The sequence below is a fragment of the Pseudomonas sp. Irchel 3H7 genome (genome assembly GCF_900187605.1).
In the GTDB taxonomy this organism is placed as follows: Bacteria; Pseudomonadota; Gammaproteobacteria; order Pseudomonadales; family Pseudomonadaceae; genus Aquipseudomonas.
The window spans coordinates 180,232-196,683 of record NZ_FYEA01000012.1 but is presented as its reverse complement, the minus strand read 5'-3'; the positions used below and the strand labels follow the sequence as shown (position 1 = coordinate 196,683).

The following is a 16,452-nucleotide window of genomic DNA, read 5'->3' as shown; positions in this document are numbered from 1 at the left end:
TCTGTTTCATGAATCGGTCAAATTGCCGTTCAGGCAGATTGTGTCGAATGCGACACAAATTGAAACAATCAGATCAGGGAACTTATAAGGAATAATTAACGGAAGTAAATGCAAAGCATTACCATTCGCGCGATCGAATTCTTCCACCCTTTCGGATGCGCTGTTAAATGCCTGCCCCGTTCCGTCTTACGCCCGTCACCCTTGGGCTTTCTGTTTTTCTGTCCAGTGGTTTTGCCTACTCCGCGACCGAGTTACCCGCCACCGCGATCAGCGCCGAAGCGCAAGCCGATGACCCGCGCGTGAAGCTCAGCAACACCGCAACCCGCACCTCAACCCCGGTGCGCTACGTGCCGCAGGCGATCGATTCGATCAAGACCGCGAACGTCGCCAACTACGGCACCAATGATATCGGCGACGCGTTGAGCGGCATGCCCAACGTCAGCAGCAGCGCCGACACCCGTTTCGACAGCCTGCGCATTCGCGGTTTCGATGCCAGCAACGATTTCTATCTCGACGGCATTCGCGACGACAGCCAATACAAGCGCGACCTGCACAACATCGAACGCGTCGAAGTGCTCAAAGGCCCGGCCGCCGTGCTGTACGGTCGGGGCAGTCAGGGCGGGATCGTCAACCGCGTGAGCAAAATGCCCGAGTTCGGCCGACGCTCGACCATCGAAGCCCAGGGTGGCAGCGAAGATTTGCGCAGTCTTTACGCCGACCTCAGCACCGATCCGAGCGAAAACATCAGCCTGCGCCTGAACATGGGCAACATGGATGAAAACAGCTTCCGTGATGGCGTCAGCGGCAATCGTCAGTTGTTCGCACCGTCGATGAGCTGGCAACTGACGCCGGACCTGAACTGGTTGGTGCAATACGAATACAGCCGCTACAACCGCACGCCAGATCGCGGCATTCCCGGCGTCAACGGGCGCCCGGCCGATGTCGGTCGTGACACCACCTACGGCAACGATCACGATTTCATTGACGACAAGTCGCAATCGCTGCGCTCCAAACTCAGCTACGAGATCAACGACAACTGGCAACTGCGCCAGACCCTCGGCGTGTTCAAGCTCGACAGTGATTTCGACAACACCTACCTCACCGGTTACACCCCGGCGACCAACAAGGTCACGCGTCAGCACTGGCAGCAGGATCTGACCACCCGCAACGTCTATAACAACGTTGAACTCGAGGGCGGATTCGATACCTTTGGCCTAGAACATCGTCTGCTCACTGGCGTCGAGATCGGCAGTCAGCGCCGCGATCCGACGCTGTACAACGCCGCCACTGGCAGAACCCCGGGCGCGCAGCCCGTGCCATCGCTCGACCTCTACAACCCCAACCGCAATCTGCGCCACACCGGCAGCATGCAGGTCTCCAGCAGCAGCCATACAGAAGTCGAAAGCCGTGCGGTCTACGTGCAGGATCAACTGCGCCTGAACGATCAGTGGCAACTGCTTGGCGGTTTGCGTTACGACACCTTCGATATCGAGTCGACCAACAAGCTGCGTAACATCTCCGAAGACCGCGACAGCCACAGCACCAGCCCGCGCGTCGGCCTGGTCTGGACGCCGTTGCAGAACCACTCGTTCTACGCTTCGTGGTCGAAGACGTTTTCGCCCGTGGGTGGTGGCTTGATCGGCATCACCCCGGGTGCGGCCGGCAACACCAACGACCTCAGTCCTGAGCTGACCAAGCAGAAAGAAATCGGCGTGAAGAGCGACTGGTTCGATGACCGCTTGAGCACCACGCTGGCGATCTATGACCTGGAGCTCTACAACCGCCGCACCACCGATCCAAACGACCCGACCCTGACCGTCATGTCCGGTCTGCAACGATCGCGCGGGATCGAGTTGACCGCCACCGGTAACATCGTCGGCAACTGGTACATGCGCGGTGGCGTCGGTATGCAGGATGCGAAGATCGAGAAGGACAACAACGGCCTGGAAGGCAAACGCATCAACAACGTCGCCAAGCACAACGGCAGCCTGTTCCTGACCTGGAAACCGGAGATGGGCTGGTACGGTGAAACCGGTCTGACCCTGGTTGGCCAACGCTATGCCGATAACGCCAACACCACCGTGCTGCCGGGTTATGGTCGCTGGGATGCACTGGTCGGTTACCGCTTCAAGGATTGGGATTTGCGCACGGCGCTGAACAACATCACCGATCGTGAGTACTACGCATCGGCAACCAGCCAGTATCAGATTCAACCGGGTGCGCCGCGTAGCGTCGTGATGACCGGCACCTACAGCTTCTGATTTCACACAAATCCCTGTGGGAGCGAGCCTGCTCGCGAATGCGGTGGATCAGGTTACGACGATGTCGACTGACCCGAAGCATTCGCGAGCAGGATCGCTCCCACATTGAATGGGTGTGTACAAAATAGTCGTGCATAAAAAAGCGCCGCCATCCCGGCAGCGCTTTGACCAATCCCTGTTGTTCTTCTTATCCTTCCATTACAGCCCACAATGCATCCAGTTCGGCCTCGCTGAACAGGCCAGCGGGGTAACGCTCGATCATCGTCCGGCGCGGATCAGGTTCCCTGATCTGACGCGTTCCATTGGACTTTAACCAGTGCGCGACAATCTGGAGCGCTTCGCCGTTAACGGCCATGGGATGCAACGTCCGCTCGCTGACTACGTTCACTTCGGCGTTCATTTCAGCGCTCTCTCCCCGTTCATGAGCGGCTAAGTTATCCAAGGTTTATGACAGAACTGTTGAAGTTCTCCCCCCTCCCTAGTGCACGGGTGATGAATACAAGAGCTATGCCAAGGTTTCGCATTTGTCGACAAGCGGATACAAAGAAGCCCGCAATCCAACCGGGCTGCGGGCTTCTTCACATGCATAGCGAGCTAATCACTGCTCGGCCGATTTGTTAATCAACTCAAGCTGTTACGACTCAACTCACTCTTTGTGTGGTGCGGGTTGCTGTTGGGTAAGGCAGTGGATATTGCCGCCACCCAGTAACAGTTCGCGGCCCGGCACCATTACCACTTCGTGCTGCGGGAATAGTTTCTGCAGGATTTCCCTGGCCGGGGCATCCATCGGATCGTCGAAGCTCGGCGCGATGATGCCGCCATTGACGATCAGAAAGTTCACGTAGGAGCCGGCCAGGCGCACGGACGGATTGCGCTCCTGCGTACCGTCCATCGGATCGACACCGGCGCACTCTTCTTCGGTCGCGTAGAGCGGCCCCGGAATCGGCATTTTGTGCACCGTGAACGGGCGACCTTTGGCATCGGTGCTGCTTTGCAGGACTTTCATCGCAGCCTGGCAGCGCGGGTAGTTCGGATCCTGCGGATCGTCGGTCCACGCCAGCAATACTTCACCCGGACGCACGTAACAGCAGAAGTTATCCACATGGCCGTCGGTTTCGTCGTTGAACAAACCGTCCGGCAGCCAGATGATTTTATCCACAGACAGATTGGCGCTGAGCACCGCTTCGATTTCTTCGCGGCCCAAGTGCGGGTTGCGATTGCGGTTGAGCAGGCATTCTTCGGTGGTGATCAGCGTGCCTTCGCCGTCGACGTGAATCGAACCGCCTTCGAGCACAAAACCTTCAGTGCGATAACGCGGGCTACGCTCGATCTCGAGGATCTTGCCGCCGACCTGCGAATCACGATTCCACGGCGAATACAGACCACCGTCGAAACCGCCCCAGGCGTTGAAGTCCCAGTTCACACCGCGCACTTCGCCGCTGTTGTTGATGACGAAAGTCGGGCCGCTGTCGCGTACCCAGGCGTCATCGCTGGACATCTCGACTACGCGGATATTCGGTACGTCGAGGCGCGCGCGGGCGTTTTCGTATTGGCCGGCGGACACGGCCACGGTCACTGGTTCGAAACGTGCGATGGCTTTGGCCACCGCAGCGTGTGCGGCTTGCGCCGGTTTGCCGCCCAGACGCCAGTTGTCCGGGCGCTCGGGCCAGATCATCCAGGTCTGCGTTTGCGGCGCCCACTCGGCCGGCATGTGAAAGCCGTCGGCGCGCGGGGTACTTTTCAAGGTGGTCATCGGGATCAGGACTCCAGGGAACCGTCGAGGGTTTTCAACGCACCGTACAGGTTCGGACGGCGGTCACGGAATGAACCCCACGCGCTGCGAATGTGTTCGAGCTCGTCGAGGTTGAAAGTGTGCACAAGAATACCTTCTTCGGTTTTATTCAGCTCCTGCACTTTTTCGCCGAACTGGTTGGCGATGAACGAAGAGCCGTAGAACGTGATGTCGTAGCCGTCCTGTTCTTCATTGCCGATGCGGTTGCTGGCGATCAGCGGCATCAGGTTGGCGCCGGCGTGGCCCTGTTGTACGCGCTGCCAGTGATCGCGCGAGGAGATGCTCTTGTCGTGCGGCTCGCTGCCGATTGCGGTCGGGTAAAACAGGATTTCCGCACCTTGCAGCGCCATGCTGCGCGCGGCTTCCGGGAACCACTGGTCCCAGCAGATACCCACGCCGATCTTCGCGTAACGGGTGTTCCACACTTTGAAACCGGTGTCGCCCGGGTTGAAGTAATACTTCTCGTGGTAGCCCGGGCCATCCGGGATGTGGCTTTTACGATAAATCCCGAGGTTGCTGCCGTCGGCATCGATGATCGCGATGCTGTTGAAACGCGCGCGGCCGGCCAGTTCGTAGAAGCTGATCGGCAGGACTACTTGCAGCTCTTTGGCGATTTTCTGGAAATGCTTGATCGCGACGTTGTCTTCCACCGTCGTCGCCAGTTGCAGGTAGTCCGGGTTCGGCTTCTGGCAGAAATACGGCGCCTCGAACAGCTCCTGAATCAGGATGATCTGCGCGCCTTTGGCGGCGGCTTCGCGCACCAGCCGTTCAGCGATTTCGAGGTTGGCTTGCAGATCCCACGAACAGGCCATCTGGGTGGCGGCAACGGTAACGATACGGCTCATGAATCATCTCCGGGCAAGTGCTTTGACGGTCGACAATTCGACCGAAAAGAAAACGCGCGCACCGGACATGAGATCACCAAGCCGGAGCAATGGCGACTTTATAGCCGATAAATATCGGCTTTAGAAGCTAAAAAAATGAATTCCGTCTAATTTTAACCACAAAATACCGATACAAATCGAATTAGCTCCGAACCTCTGTAGGAGCTGCCGAAGGCTGCGATCTCTTGATTTTGCTCTTGAAAAACAAGATCAAAAGATCGCAGCCTTCGGCAGCTCCTACAGGGGTGAGTGTCAAAGGCCCTCGGTGAGCACCCGATCGAGCATGTCGACAAAGAAATCCACACTCTTACGCGACGTCACCATCGGTGGCTTGATCTTGAGAATGTTCAGATCATCCCCAGTCGGCTGCATGAAAATCCCCAACTCGCGCAGGCGATCACACAGCAACACCGTCTCCTCGGTCGCCGGCTCCAGCGTCTCGCGATTGCGGATCAACTCAAGCCCGAGATAGAACCCGGAACCGTGCACCGCGCCCACCAGCGGATGTTTATCGATCAGCGCTTCGAGTCGCGCCTTGAAGTGGCCACCGACCACCTGCGCGTTCTCCCAGAGCTTTTCTTCTTCCATCACATCCAGCACCGCCATGCCGATCTGGCAACTCACCGGACTGCCACCCGCCGAAGAGAAGAAATAGCCCTCGGCCTCCAGCGCTTCGGCGATTTCCCGGCGAGTGATTACTGCACCCAGCGGTTGACCGTTGCCCATGCCCTTGGCCATGCAAATGATGTCCGGCACCACGCCCTGCTCTTCAAAGCCCCAGAAGAAATGGCCCATGCGCCCGTAACCGACCTGCACTTCGTCGGCGATGCACACGCCGCCCTGCGCGCGCACCAGCCCGTAAACCTGTTTCAAATATCCCGGCGGCAGCGAGATGCCCCCGGCATTGCCATACACCGGCTCGCAGATGAACCCGGCCAATTGGCGCTTCTGCTCGGCGAGTTTTGCCAGGTGATGCTCAACGCTACGCACGTAATCCGGCGCCGAATCGAGGCCGCGGAATTCACCGCGATAGGTATTTGGCGCAGGCACCGGATGCACCCAGTCCGGACGGCTTTCCAGGGCTTTCGGGTTGTCGGCGACCGAGGTCGATACCGCATCGGCGCCGACCGTCCAGCCGTGATAGGCCTCAAGCACACTGATCATGTCGCGCCCGCCGCTGTAGGCCCACGCCAAACGAATCGCCAAGTCATTGGCCTCGCTGCCGCTGTTGACCAGAAACACCCGATCCATGCCTTCCGGCGCGAGTTTCAGCAAGCGCTCGGAAAACTCCGCCACCGCCGCATAGTTGAACCGCGAGTTGGTGTTGAGCAGTGACCATTGGCGCGCCGCGACCGCCGCCATGCGCGGGTGACCGTGACCGAGCACCGCAACGTTGTTGAGCATGTCCAGATAGGAGCGGCCCTGCATGTCGATCAGATGATTGCGCCAGCCACGTTCGATGCGCGGCGGATCGACGTAGTAGTGTTTCTGGGTGCGGGCGAAACTGGCATCGCGGCGTTCGAGTAACGTTTTCGCGTCCAGCTCCGGCTCGGCATCGCAGGCCAGCCCCAACAATGCGGCCGGCGATGGGCACAGCGCCTGCCAAGCCGCTGCTTGCGCCGGGGTGCAAAACAACGGTGCATCGAGCTGCGCGCCCCGACACAACTGCACCCGCAACGGGCCGCTGACCGCACCCAGCACCTGACCTTTGACCAGCGCCGCACCGCTGTGCAGCGACGGTGTCACGCCCCACAGCCGCAGGCTGAGTTGCGGGCCATCGAGTTGCAGCACACCGTCTGCGGCCTGATGCACGACGCCTGCGAACGGCGCCTCCACGGCGCTGCCATCGGGCACGCGCAATTCCACGTGCAGCGGGAAGGTGTCCGGTTCAACGGCACTGTCGGGACGAGTGCGCGACAAACGGTACTGACCATAACGGCTCGCCGCCAAACCATGCGCCACAGCCGCTTCAGTCAGCAGGCGCTGGTCGATACCCTCCTGCTCCCAATTTCCAGCGTCGAAATGCGGACTCAGCACGCCAAGATCGATCAGCGCAAATTCGCGTCCGACCAGACCGGGCAACAATGGCGCAAAACCTTCACTCTCAATCGCCGGCAAAGCCTGTCCCACCGCCGCCAGAATCGCCGCCTCCATCAACGCCTGAGGCACCGATGTCGCCACGCGGAAAATCTCCCACTCGTGGGTAAGGTTGTCCCGGCTGTACGTATTCGCCGGGTCGATGCTGACTTGCTGCTCGCCACTGAGCACCAGCACCGCCGCGCGCGCCACAATCAAAGGCCACAGCGCTTGCAACTCTTCGTGTTGCAGTGGGTTGACCGCGTGGTAGGCCTGCACCGCCGGCAGGATGACAAACGGATCACCACCAGCGTGATGCAGCAACGCCGCACACGTCACTGACAGATCGGTGATGCGCCAGGTGCGCACCAGATCGCCAAAGTCGATCACGCCCTGCAACTGCCAGTGACGCTGGGCATCGCGCGCCCAGACGGCGTTGTCATCGGTGATGTCCATATGGATCGCCTGCACCGGCAGCTTGCCCCGCAACGGCTGCAAACGGCGCTCGGCCTGTTCGGCGGCATCGGCGATCAATGTGCGTTGTTGCTCATCCTTGATCACCGGCAGCAGATGGCTGATCAGTGCACTGGCGTGGCGGGCATCCCACTGCAACGTGCGCTCAAGGCCCGGATGGTCGAACCCGGCCAGCGCCAGATCCATCTCACCGCAGAGCCGGCCAAACCCCGCCACTACGTCGCGCCCCAAGTGATCAAGATGCGTGAGCGGCTGGCCCTCGATGTAATCCAGCAGCCGCACATGGACGGCTTCGCCGCCGACCTCGAGTGACAGCAGATCCTCGCCATTATTGGCCGCGATCACCCGTGGCACCGTCACCGCCGAGTGCTCGGCCAGGTACTTGAGGCCGGCATGCTGGGCTTGCAGCTCCACCAGAGCGTAATCGCCACGGCAGATTTTCAGCACGAACCGACCGCGCGGACTGTCGACGCGAAAATTCAGATCCTGCTGGCTGCCGAGCGCCTGCAACCTGCCGCTGAGCCCGTAATGCTCCGCCAGCCATTGCTGGGCCTGCTCTGCAGAAACCTGCGGGCTGGGCAAACTGGCGCGATGAATCAACGTGGCGAGCGGCATGAAACGACCCCTGAAATTTTATTAGGCGCCTATATCGCCATTGCTTGGCAGGATCCGCAACCCCCATCCACGAAAAGGCGTCAGGGCTATTTGTCTTCCTGCACTCGCGCCCTCCAGCACTTTGCGCAAGAATGTCGACCATTAACACTGGCCTATGGAAACCCCATGAATGTAATCACCACCGACCTGCCCGGTGTCCTGATCATCGAACCCAAGGTGTTTGGTGACGAGCGCGGGTTTTTCTACGAAAGTTTCAATGCCAAGGCTTTTCAGGACGCAACGGGGCTGGACACACAATTCGTTCAGGACAACCACTCGCGCTCGCAAAAAGGCGTATTGCGTGGTCTGCATTACCAACTGCAAAACACTCAGGGCAAACTGGTCCGCGTAACGGTCGGTGAAGTATTGGATGTCGCCGTGGACATTCGCCGCAGCTCACCGCACTTCGGAAAATGGGTGGCCGTGCGCCTGTCGGCAGACAACCATCGTCAGTTGTGGGTCCCGGAAGGTTTCGCCCACGGGTTCGTCGTGCTGAGCGAGTTCGCCGAATTCCTCTACAAGACCACCGACTACTACACGCCGTCGGCAGAACGCAGTATTCGCTGGGACGATCCGGATCTGGCCATCGATTGGCAACTGGACGAAGCCCCGAAGCTGTCCGCCAAGGATCAGGCTGCAGCCTTCTTCAAGGACGCTGACGTCTTCGCCTGAGGCCGGGCATAATGCGCCTGTCCCTACAGGCGCTTCCGGCTCATGAAACCAACCCTTCCCCGCAGACCTCGCTGGCGCAGCCTCGCGCTGTTGGCCCTGTGTCTGGCGCCGCTGTTGTGGCCGCTGGAACATCTCGCCGAGCGCTATTACCGCAGCGAACTGGCCGGACAGAACCGCCAGACCCTCGATCTGTACGTCGCCAACCTGCTGGGCACCCTGCACCGCTATGAAGTGTTGCCACAGATTCTCGGCGACCTGCCGGCCCTGCGCTCGGTACTCGGCGCACCGGACGACGGCGTCACCCAAGGCAATGCCAACCGCCTGCTGAAGAACATCGCCGCGCAGACCGGTGCCGAAGTCATGTACCTGATGGACACCAGCGGTCAGACGCTGGCGGCGTCGAACTGGGACAAGCACGACAGTTTCGTCGGCCGTAATTTCTCCTTCCGTCCGTACTTCAGCGAAGCCATGGCCGGGCGCCTCGGGCGCTTCTTCGGGCTCGGCACCACGTCGGCCAAGCGCGGTTATTTCTTTGCCGCCGCCGTGCGTAACGGCGAAAAAATCATCGGCGTGCTGGTGATCAAGGTTGACCTCGACCACACCGAAAGCCTCTGGGGCAAAACCCCGGAACAACTGTTGGTCACCGACCACAACGGCGTGGTCATCCTCACCTCGCGCCCGGAATGGCGTTTTCGCTCAACCCGTAATTTGAGCGACAGCGAGCGCTCGGCGATCACCGCGATCCAGCCTTACCCGACCCGCGAGCCGCGCCCACTTAACCTTAGCCCGACGGCGTGGCTGATCCAGACCCACGACATTGCCGAAACCGGCTGGAGCGTCAGCATCCTTGCCCCGCGCACGCTGATCGACCGTCCGGTGCGCACCGTGGTCGCCATCGGCGGCGCCACGCTGCTGGTGCTGATGTTGTTGCTCGGTCTGATGATGCAGCGCCGCCGGCATTATCTGGAGCGCATCGCGTTCGAGGCCAAGGCACGCCGCGAACTTGAGGGCCGCGTGGCGGAACGCACCAGCGACCTCGAAGGCCTCAACCGACGTTTGAAGGAAGAAGTGCTGGAGCGTGAACAAGCCCAACAGGAACTGGTGCGTGCCCAGGATGATCTGGTCCAGGCCGGCAAGCTGTCGGCGCTGGGGACGATGTCAGCGAGCATCAGCCACGAACTCAATCAGCCGTTGGCAGCGATCCGCAGCTACGCGGAGAACGCCGAAGTGCTGCTCGATCATCAGCGCACCGACGATGCGCGCGGCAACCTCAAACTGATCAGCGAACTGACCGGGCGCATGGCCTCGATCATCGCCCACCTGCGCGCCTTTGCCCGCCGCGATCGCCACGCGCCGGAAAGCGTTGCCCTGCAACCAGCGCTCGACGATGCCCTGGCGCTGCTGGCCAAACGGCGCCGGAGCATGGAAGTCGAGCTGATCCGCGATCTGCCGGCCGCCACGCTGTGGGTCGAGGCCGGGGAAACGCGCCTGCGTCAGGTGCTTGGCAATCTGCTCGCCAACGCCCTCGACGCGCTCACCGAAAAAGGTCCGCCGCGCAAACTCTGGCTGAGTGCCGAATCCACCGCCGAGGGCGTCAATCTGTACATTCGCGACAACGGCCCGGGCTTTTGCATGGAGGCCCTCGGCCGCGCCAGCGAGCCCTTTTACACCACCAAGACCCGTACTCAGGGTCTGGGGCTGGGGTTGGCCATTTGTGAAACGCTGATGCGCGCCTTCGGTGGTGAACTGTCGTTCGCCAACCACAAGCAAGGTGGCGCCTTGATTACCCTGCGACTGCGCGCCGGTGCGCCCGGGGTCAGCCTGCAACCGTCCGAGGATCGAAGTGCATGACCATCGACAATCGCATTCAGGTGGTGTTGATCGACGACGATCCACATCTGCGTCAGGCCCTCGGCCAGACACTGGATCTGGCCGGTCTGAAAATTTTGCCGCTGTCCGAAGCCAAGGGGCTGGCCGCACAGCTTGAACGCGACTGGCCGGGCGTGGTGGTGAGCGACATCCGCATGCCGGGTATGGACGGCCTGGAATTGCTCAGCGAATTACACGCGCAGGATCCCGAACTGCCGGTGCTGCTGATCACCGGCCACGGCGATGTACCGCTGGCGGTGCAGGCCATGCGTGCCGGCGCTTATGACTTTCTCGAAAAACCTTTCGCCAGCGATGCGCTGCTCGACAGCGTACGCCGCGCGCTGGCCCTGCGCCGCCTGGTGCTGGACAACCGCAGCCTGCGTCTGGCCCTCAGCGACCGCAATGAATTGAGCGCGCGTCTGGTCGGCCATTCGACGCCGATGCTGCGCTTGCGTGAGCAGATCGGTGCGCTGGCCGCGACCAAGGCTGACGTGCTGATCCTCGGCGAAACCGGCGCCGGCAAAGAAGTGGTCGCCCGTGCGCTGCACGATTTGTCCAGCCGTCGTAATGGCCCGTTTGTGGCGATCAACGCCGGCGCACTGGCCGAGTCCGTGGTGGAAAGCGAACTGTTCGGCCACGAACCCGGCGCCTTCACCGGCGCGCAGAAGCGCCGGATCGGCAAATTCGAATTCGCCAATGGCGGCACGCTGTTTCTCGATGAAATCGAAAGCATGAGCATGGACGTGCAGGTTAAGTTGCTGCGCATGCTGCAAGAACGCGTGGTCGAACGCCTGGGCGGCAATCAATTGATCCCGCTGGACATCCGCGTGATTGCCGCAACCAAGGAAGACCTGCGTCAGGCCGCCGATCAAGGCCGCTTCCGCGCCGACTTGTATTACCGCCTCAATGTCGCGCCACTGCGCATTCCACCGCTACGCGAACGCGGCGAAGATGCGTTGGTGCTGTTCCAGCATTACGCCGATGAAGCCAGCGCCCGCCACGGCCTGCCGCCCCACGAACTGCAACCGGCACAACGCGCCTTGCTGTTGCGCCACACCTGGCCGGGTAACGTGCGCGAACTGCAGAATGCCGCCGAACGTTTCGCCCTCGGTCTGGAACTGGCACTGGATAACAGCGGCGCCGAAGGTACTGGCAACACACCGGTTGAAGTCATCAACGGCGGTCTCAGCGAGCAAGTGGAAAACTTCGAGAAATCGTTGATTGCCGCCGAACTGGCGCGCTCTCACAGTTCAGTGCGCAGCCTCGCCGAAGCCTTGGGCGTGCCGCGCAAGACCCTGCATGACAAGTTGCGCAAGCATGGCCTCAACTTTGGCGACAGCAGCCATGGGGATGAAAACGAATGAGCACTGACAGTCGCTATCTGGAATCGGTCCTGCATCACGACATTCCCCTGACACGGGACATGGGGCTGAAGGTGCTCGACTGGCATGCACACCAATTGAGTCTGCATCTGCCACTCGAGCCGAACGTCAATCACAAGAGCACGATGTTCGGCGGCAGTCTTTACTGCGGTGCGGTGCTGGCCGGTTGGGGCTGGTTGCATCTGCGTTTGAAGGAAGAAGGCATCACCGACGGGCACATTGTGATTCAGGAGGGGCAGATCAGTTATCCGCTGCCGGTCACGGGCGACGCCACGGCAATCTGCCCGGCGCCGGACGCGAAGGTGTGGAGGAAATTTCTGGCGATGTATCAGCGTTATGGGCGGGCGCGGTTGACGTTGAGTACGCGGATCGTCAATCAGGGCAGCGAAGAAGACGCCGTGACATTTACCGGGCAGTACGTTTTGCACCGCTGAAGATCAACGGCCCCTCACCCTAACCCTCTCCCCGAGGGAGAGGGGACTGATTGGGGGATGCTTCAGACGTACACCGACCTGATGGCGCTTTGCTGAATCCTTAATCGACCTCATCTTACAGGTCGATGACGCAAGACAACTCGGTCGGCTCCCTCTCCTGGGGGAAAGGGCTGGGGTGAGGGCGATTGCCGATCAGCCCACTTAACCGCGAGCCAACTCCAACAATCTGGAACGCCAGGCCGCCTTCGCCGGCAGCGCCAAAAAGAACTCGTTCAACAGCGATTCCCGCGCCGGATAGCAGAACGCATCCCCGCGCAGATCCAACACTTCACCGCCCGCTCCTTCCAGCACGCCTTGCGCCGCCGCCGTGTCCCACTGCGAAGTCGGCGCCAGTCGCGGATAGCAATCCGCTGCGCCTTCCGCCAGCAGACAAAATTTCAGCGAGCTACCAATGTTCGCCAATTGCAGCTCGCCCAGACTTGCACTCAGCCCTGCCAGCAGACGCTCCTGCTCGGGACTCGAATGCCGCCGGCTGGCCACAACCGTAAACGCCTCGCCCGGCCCCGGCACGTCTCGCACCTGAATCGCAACCGGCGTGCCGCCCTCGTCGCAGCGCCACGCACCAAGCCCGGCACCGCCAACGTAGAAACGACCATTGGTCGGCATCGACACCACACCAAACACCACGCGACCGTTTTCGATCAGCGCGATGTTCACGGTGAACTCTTCGCTGCCGCTGATGAACTCCTTGGTGCCATCCAGCGGATCGACCAACCACCAGCGCTGCCAACCCGCGCGTACGCTCTGGGGAATGTTGGCGTCTTCTTCCGACAACACCGGAATGCTCGGATCCAGCGCCGTCAGCCCGGCGAGAATCAGGTGATGCGCGGCCAGATCCGCCGCCGTCACCGGCGATTCATCGGACTTGGCCGTGACTTCAACGCCGGCGCGCCAGAACGGCAAGATCGCCTCGCCGGCCTGCAAGGCCAGTTCAATCACCGGCGCCATCAACGGATGGGGAAACTTCATCGACATTTCACTCATGCTGGAAAGAATCCGCGATCGGTCAGCAGATCGCGGGTCAAATACAGTGCAGCCAATGCACGGCCTTCGGAAAACTGCGGATTGAGCGCCAGCGACGACAATTTGCGCAGATTCACCTTGTCGACGCGCATCGGCTCGGGCTCGTCGCCTTCCAGCCGCTCTTCGTACAAATCGGTAGCCAGAACGACCTGGATCTTCTGGCTCATGTAACCGGGCGACAGCGACAGCTCGGTCAGATGCTCCAGTTGTCGCGCGCCAAATCCGGCTTCTTCCTTGAGCTCCCGCTCGGCTGCCGCCAATACGTCTTCGCCCGGTTCGATCAAACCTTTAGGCAAGGACAGTTCGTACTCATCGGTACCGCCGCAATATTCCTCGACCAACACCGCGTGTTCGGCATCCAGCATCGCCACGATCATCACCGCGCCGTAGCCCGCACCTTTGCCGACCAGACGCTCGTAAGTGCGTTCCACGCCATTGGAAAAGCGCAGTTTGAGTTCTTCGACGCAAAACAGACGGCTGGTGGCGACGATCTCGCGGGCAAGTACGGTGGGTTTCTGGCGCATGCAAAGCTCCTTGGCGTGAACGCGCTACTATAACGCGGCTTTCCCGATTGTTTATGTCGGATATCTTTCTACCGTTCGAGACGTTGCCATGCCTTCATTACCGTGGTCCGACATCGATACCGTTCTGCTGGACATGGACGGCACGCTGCTGGATCTGCACTTCGACAATCATTTCTGGCTGGAACACCTGCCCCAGCGTTACGCCGAACTGCACGGGGTCAGCCGGGCCATGGCCGAGATGGAATTGCAGCCGCTGTTCGAACGCCACGCCGGCCAGTTGCAGTGGTACTGCCTGGACTTCTGGAGTGCCGAGTTGAAGTTGTCGGTACGTGAATTGAAGCTGGAAACCGCGCACCTGATTGCCTTGCGGCCGGATGCCGACACCTTTCTGGAAGCGATCAAGCGCGCCGGTAAACGGGTGATCATGATCACCAACGCGCACCGCGATTCACTGTCGCTGAAGCTGGAACGGATTGAGCTGGCGCCGTATTTCGAACGGCTGATCAGCTCGCATGATTATGGGTTTCCCAAGGAGAACCCGCAGTTCTGGGATGCCTTGCAGGCGGACATCGGCTTTGATCCGGCGCGCAGTCTGTTTATCGACGATACCTTGCCGATTCTGCGCAGTGCGCGGGATTTTGGCGTGGCACATTTGCTGGCGGTGAAAGAGCCGGACAGCCGCAAGGGGCCGAAGGACACGGCTGAGTTTGCGGCGGTTGAGGATTATCGCAATCTGATCGCTGGCCTTTGATCTTTGTAGGAGCTGCCGAAGGCTGCGATCTTTTGATCTTGTTTGGAAAAATCAAAATCAAAAGATCGCAGCCTGCGGCAGCTCCTACAGGAGTGTTGTGTTACTCAGGAATACGCAGTGTCTGCCCCGGATAGATCTTGTCCGGATGAGACAGCAGCGGCTTGTTGGCCTCGAAGATCTTGTTGTACTGGTTGGCATTGCCATACACGGCGAGGGAAATCGCGCTGAGGGTGTCGCCTTTTTTCACCACGACAAACTTTGCTGCAGCCACCACCGGGCCGGTCACGGTGATCTGATCATCCACGCTGCCAACTCCGGCAATATTGCCCACCGCCAGCAAAATCTTCTCTTTCTCTTCCTGACTCGCGACTTCACCGGTGACGGTCACTTTGTCGCCATCCACCGTTGCCTGCACATTCGGATTGCCCAAGCCGACCTTGCTGATGTGTTCCTTCAACTGCTCACTGGCATTGGCGTTGCCCGGGGTCAGCAGATCGATCAGCTTCTCACCGGCTTCTTTTACAAAACTTAAAAGACTCATCGTGGTTCTCTCCATGGAATAAAAGGATCAGTCGTCCAAGCCTAGACCACCGCAGACAAACCCGGTTCCAAGCCGACCAATGACCCTGCCACCGCGCAAGCGGTAGAATCCCCCACCCCTGCCAGCGCCCGGAGCGAAGATGGACATCAAGCAGCTGAAATTCCTCATCGCCCTCGACGAAACCCGCCACTTCGGCCAGGCCGCCGCGCGTTGCCATATCACCCAGCCAACGCTGTCGATGCGCCTGCGCAGTCTTGAAGAAGAACTCGACCTGCCACTGGTCAACCGTGGCCAGCGTTTCGAAGGTTTCACCGCGCCGGGCGAGCGCGTGCTGGCGTGGGCACGTTCGGTGATGGCGGCGTATGACGGTTTGCACGCGGAAGCGGCGGCGTGTCGCGGCAATCTGATCGGCACGCTGAGGCTGGGCGTGGTGCCGCTGTCGAGTTTCGATCCGCTGCCGTTGATGCAACGCCTGCACAGCGCCCACCCGAATTTGCGCTTTGAAATGTCGGCGCTAAGTTCCGAGCAGATCCTCGAGCATTTGGCGAATAACCGCATTGATCTCGGCGTGTCTTATCTGGATCGTCTGGATAACGAGCGCTTCGAATCCCTGGCCTTCAGTGAAACGCGCATGGGCCTGCTCTACGATCAGCGCTCATTCACATTTGGCGACGCCGCGTTGAGTTGGCAGTCGCTGATCGAACTGCCGTTGGGCATGCTCACCAGCGGCATGCATTTTCGCCAGTCCATCGACCACAACTTCCACAGCCGCGGCCTGACTCCACAACCGTTGCTACAAACCGATGCCGTGCATCAATTGTTACAAGCCGTGCACGGCGGTTTTTGCTGCGCGATCATGCCGCTGGACGGCGGCCTGGAAAAACTCACCGATCACCTGCGCCTGCAACCGATCGAAGACGCCCAGACCCTCGCCCCGCTGGGCCTGATCATGCGTCGCGGCGCCCCACGTTCCGCGCTGGCGGAAGCCTGTTTCGCGCTGTATCGGGAATCACCAACAGCCTCTTGATCGACGGCATCTATCGATAGATCGACAC

14 protein-coding genes are annotated in these 16,452 nt (G+C 60.4%); 7 read left to right on the top strand and 7 right to left on the bottom strand.

The annotated features are described in order from the left end of the window. The first annotated feature begins 167 nt into the window (after positions 1-167). Positions 168-2,261, top strand: coding sequence for a TonB-dependent siderophore receptor (locus CKW38_RS22900; protein ID WP_095113949.1), 2,094 nt, complete (start codon positions 168-170; stop codon positions 2,259-2,261). A 187-nt stretch (positions 2,262-2,448) separates the two neighbouring features. Here the strand turns inward: CKW38_RS22900 and CKW38_RS22895 are convergent, their stop codons facing one another. From CKW38_RS22895 to CKW38_RS22880, 4 genes are all read right to left on the bottom strand, one after another. Then, the gene (locus CKW38_RS22895; RefSeq protein ID WP_095113948.1) at positions 2,449-2,661 is read right to left on the bottom strand and encodes a hypothetical protein; all 213 of its coding nucleotides are present in this window, start codon (positions 2,659-2,661) and stop codon (positions 2,449-2,451) included. 246 nt (positions 2,662-2,907) lie between these two features. Beyond that, positions 2,908-4,014, bottom strand: coding sequence for an agmatine deiminase (aguA, locus tag CKW38_RS22890; RefSeq protein WP_095113947.1), 1,107 nt, complete (start codon positions 4,012-4,014; stop codon positions 2,908-2,910). Positions 4,015-4,019: 5 nt separating this feature from the next. Then, positions 4,020-4,898, bottom strand: a complete 879-nt coding sequence (aguB, locus tag CKW38_RS22885; protein ID WP_095113946.1) for an N-carbamoylputrescine amidase — start codon at positions 4,896-4,898, stop codon at positions 4,020-4,022. 291 nt (positions 4,899-5,189) lie between these two features. Continuing rightward, positions 5,190-8,102, bottom strand: a complete 2,913-nt coding sequence (locus tag CKW38_RS22880) for an aminotransferase (RefSeq protein WP_095113945.1) — start codon at positions 8,100-8,102, stop codon at positions 5,190-5,192. Positions 8,103-8,267: 165 nt separating this feature from the next. On the opposite strand from CKW38_RS22880, the gene rfbC reads away from it, so the two are divergent. From rfbC to CKW38_RS22860, 4 genes are read left to right on the top strand one after another with little or no spacing between them, the layout of a single operon-like run. Continuing rightward, positions 8,268-8,813 (top strand): dTDP-4-dehydrorhamnose 3,5-epimerase, encoded by a 546-nt coding sequence (gene rfbC, locus CKW38_RS22875; protein ID WP_095113944.1) that lies wholly within the window; start codon positions 8,268-8,270, stop codon positions 8,811-8,813. A gap of 42 nt (positions 8,814-8,855) precedes the next feature. Further along, positions 8,856-10,664, top strand: a complete 1,809-nt coding sequence (locus CKW38_RS22870) for an ATP-binding protein (RefSeq protein WP_095113943.1) — start codon at positions 8,856-8,858, stop codon at positions 10,662-10,664. After that, on the top strand, positions 10,661-12,046 hold the full coding sequence (locus tag CKW38_RS22865; RefSeq protein ID WP_007909097.1) for a sigma-54 dependent transcriptional regulator: 1,386 nt from the start codon (positions 10,661-10,663) through the stop codon (positions 12,044-12,046). The genes CKW38_RS22870 and CKW38_RS22865 overlap by 4 nt, the downstream gene beginning before the upstream one ends. After that, positions 12,043-12,498, top strand: coding sequence for a YiiD C-terminal domain-containing protein (locus tag CKW38_RS22860; RefSeq protein WP_007909095.1), 456 nt, complete (start codon positions 12,043-12,045; stop codon positions 12,496-12,498). The genes CKW38_RS22865 and CKW38_RS22860 overlap by 4 nt, the downstream gene beginning before the upstream one ends. A gap of 201 nt (positions 12,499-12,699) precedes the next feature. Here CKW38_RS22860 and cysQ read toward each other — a convergent pair whose 3' ends face one another. Both cysQ and nudE read right to left on the bottom strand, forming a co-directional pair. Then, positions 12,700-13,533 (bottom strand): 3'(2'),5'-bisphosphate nucleotidase CysQ, encoded by an 834-nt coding sequence (gene cysQ, locus CKW38_RS22855; protein ID WP_095113985.1) that lies wholly within the window; start codon positions 13,531-13,533, stop codon positions 12,700-12,702. 5 nt (positions 13,534-13,538) lie between these two features. After that, positions 13,539-14,105, bottom strand: coding sequence for an ADP compounds hydrolase NudE (gene nudE / locus CKW38_RS22850; RefSeq protein ID WP_007909093.1), 567 nt, complete (start codon positions 14,103-14,105; stop codon positions 13,539-13,541). Between the two features lie 88 nt (positions 14,106-14,193). On the opposite strand from nudE, the gene yrfG reads away from it, so the two are divergent. Beyond that, positions 14,194-14,856, top strand: a complete 663-nt coding sequence (gene yrfG, locus CKW38_RS22845; RefSeq protein ID WP_007909091.1) for a GMP/IMP nucleotidase — start codon at positions 14,194-14,196, stop codon at positions 14,854-14,856. A 100-nt stretch (positions 14,857-14,956) separates the two neighbouring features. On the opposite strand, the gene lysM is transcribed toward yrfG, so the two are convergent. Beyond that, positions 14,957-15,397, bottom strand: coding sequence for a peptidoglycan-binding protein LysM (lysM, locus tag CKW38_RS22840; protein ID WP_007909089.1), 441 nt, complete (start codon positions 15,395-15,397; stop codon positions 14,957-14,959). Between the two features lie 139 nt (positions 15,398-15,536). On the opposite strand from lysM, the gene CKW38_RS22835 reads away from it, so the two are divergent. Continuing rightward, entirely contained in the window at positions 15,537-16,424 is an 888-nt protein-coding gene (locus CKW38_RS22835; RefSeq protein WP_007909077.1) for a LysR family transcriptional regulator, read from the top strand. The last annotated feature ends 28 nt before the right edge of the window (positions 16,425-16,452 follow it).

Coding starts and splice junctions, on each gene's coding strand:
- CKW38_RS22900 (WP_095113949.1), top strand. CDS start 168: ATGCCTGCCCCGTTCCGTCTTACGCCCGTCACCCTTGGGCTTTCTGTT.
- CKW38_RS22895 (WP_095113948.1), bottom strand. CDS start 2,661: ATGAACGCCGAAGTGAACGTAGTCAGCGAGCGGACGTTGCATCCCATG.
- aguA (WP_095113947.1), bottom strand. CDS start 4,014: ATGACCACCTTGAAAAGTACCCCGCGCGCCGACGGCTTTCACATGCCG.
- aguB (WP_095113946.1), bottom strand. CDS start 4,898: ATGAGCCGTATCGTTACCGTTGCCGCCACCCAGATGGCCTGTTCGTGG.
- CKW38_RS22880 (WP_095113945.1), bottom strand. CDS start 8,102: ATGCCGCTCGCCACGTTGATTCATCGCGCCAGTTTGCCCAGCCCGCAG.
- rfbC (WP_095113944.1), top strand. CDS start 8,268: ATGAATGTAATCACCACCGACCTGCCCGGTGTCCTGATCATCGAACCC.
- CKW38_RS22870 (WP_095113943.1), top strand. CDS start 8,856: ATGAAACCAACCCTTCCCCGCAGACCTCGCTGGCGCAGCCTCGCGCTG.
- CKW38_RS22865 (WP_007909097.1), top strand. CDS start 10,661: ATGACCATCGACAATCGCATTCAGGTGGTGTTGATCGACGACGATCCA.
- CKW38_RS22860 (WP_007909095.1), top strand. CDS start 12,043: ATGAGCACTGACAGTCGCTATCTGGAATCGGTCCTGCATCACGACATT.
- cysQ (WP_095113985.1), bottom strand. CDS start 13,533: ATGTCGATGAAGTTTCCCCATCCGTTGATGGCGCCGGTGATTGAACTG.
- nudE (WP_007909093.1), bottom strand. CDS start 14,105: ATGCGCCAGAAACCCACCGTACTTGCCCGCGAGATCGTCGCCACCAGC.
- yrfG (WP_007909091.1), top strand. CDS start 14,194: ATGCCTTCATTACCGTGGTCCGACATCGATACCGTTCTGCTGGACATG.
- lysM (WP_007909089.1), bottom strand. CDS start 15,397: ATGAGTCTTTTAAGTTTTGTAAAAGAAGCCGGTGAGAAGCTGATCGAT.
- CKW38_RS22835 (WP_007909077.1), top strand. CDS start 15,537: ATGGACATCAAGCAGCTGAAATTCCTCATCGCCCTCGACGAAACCCGC.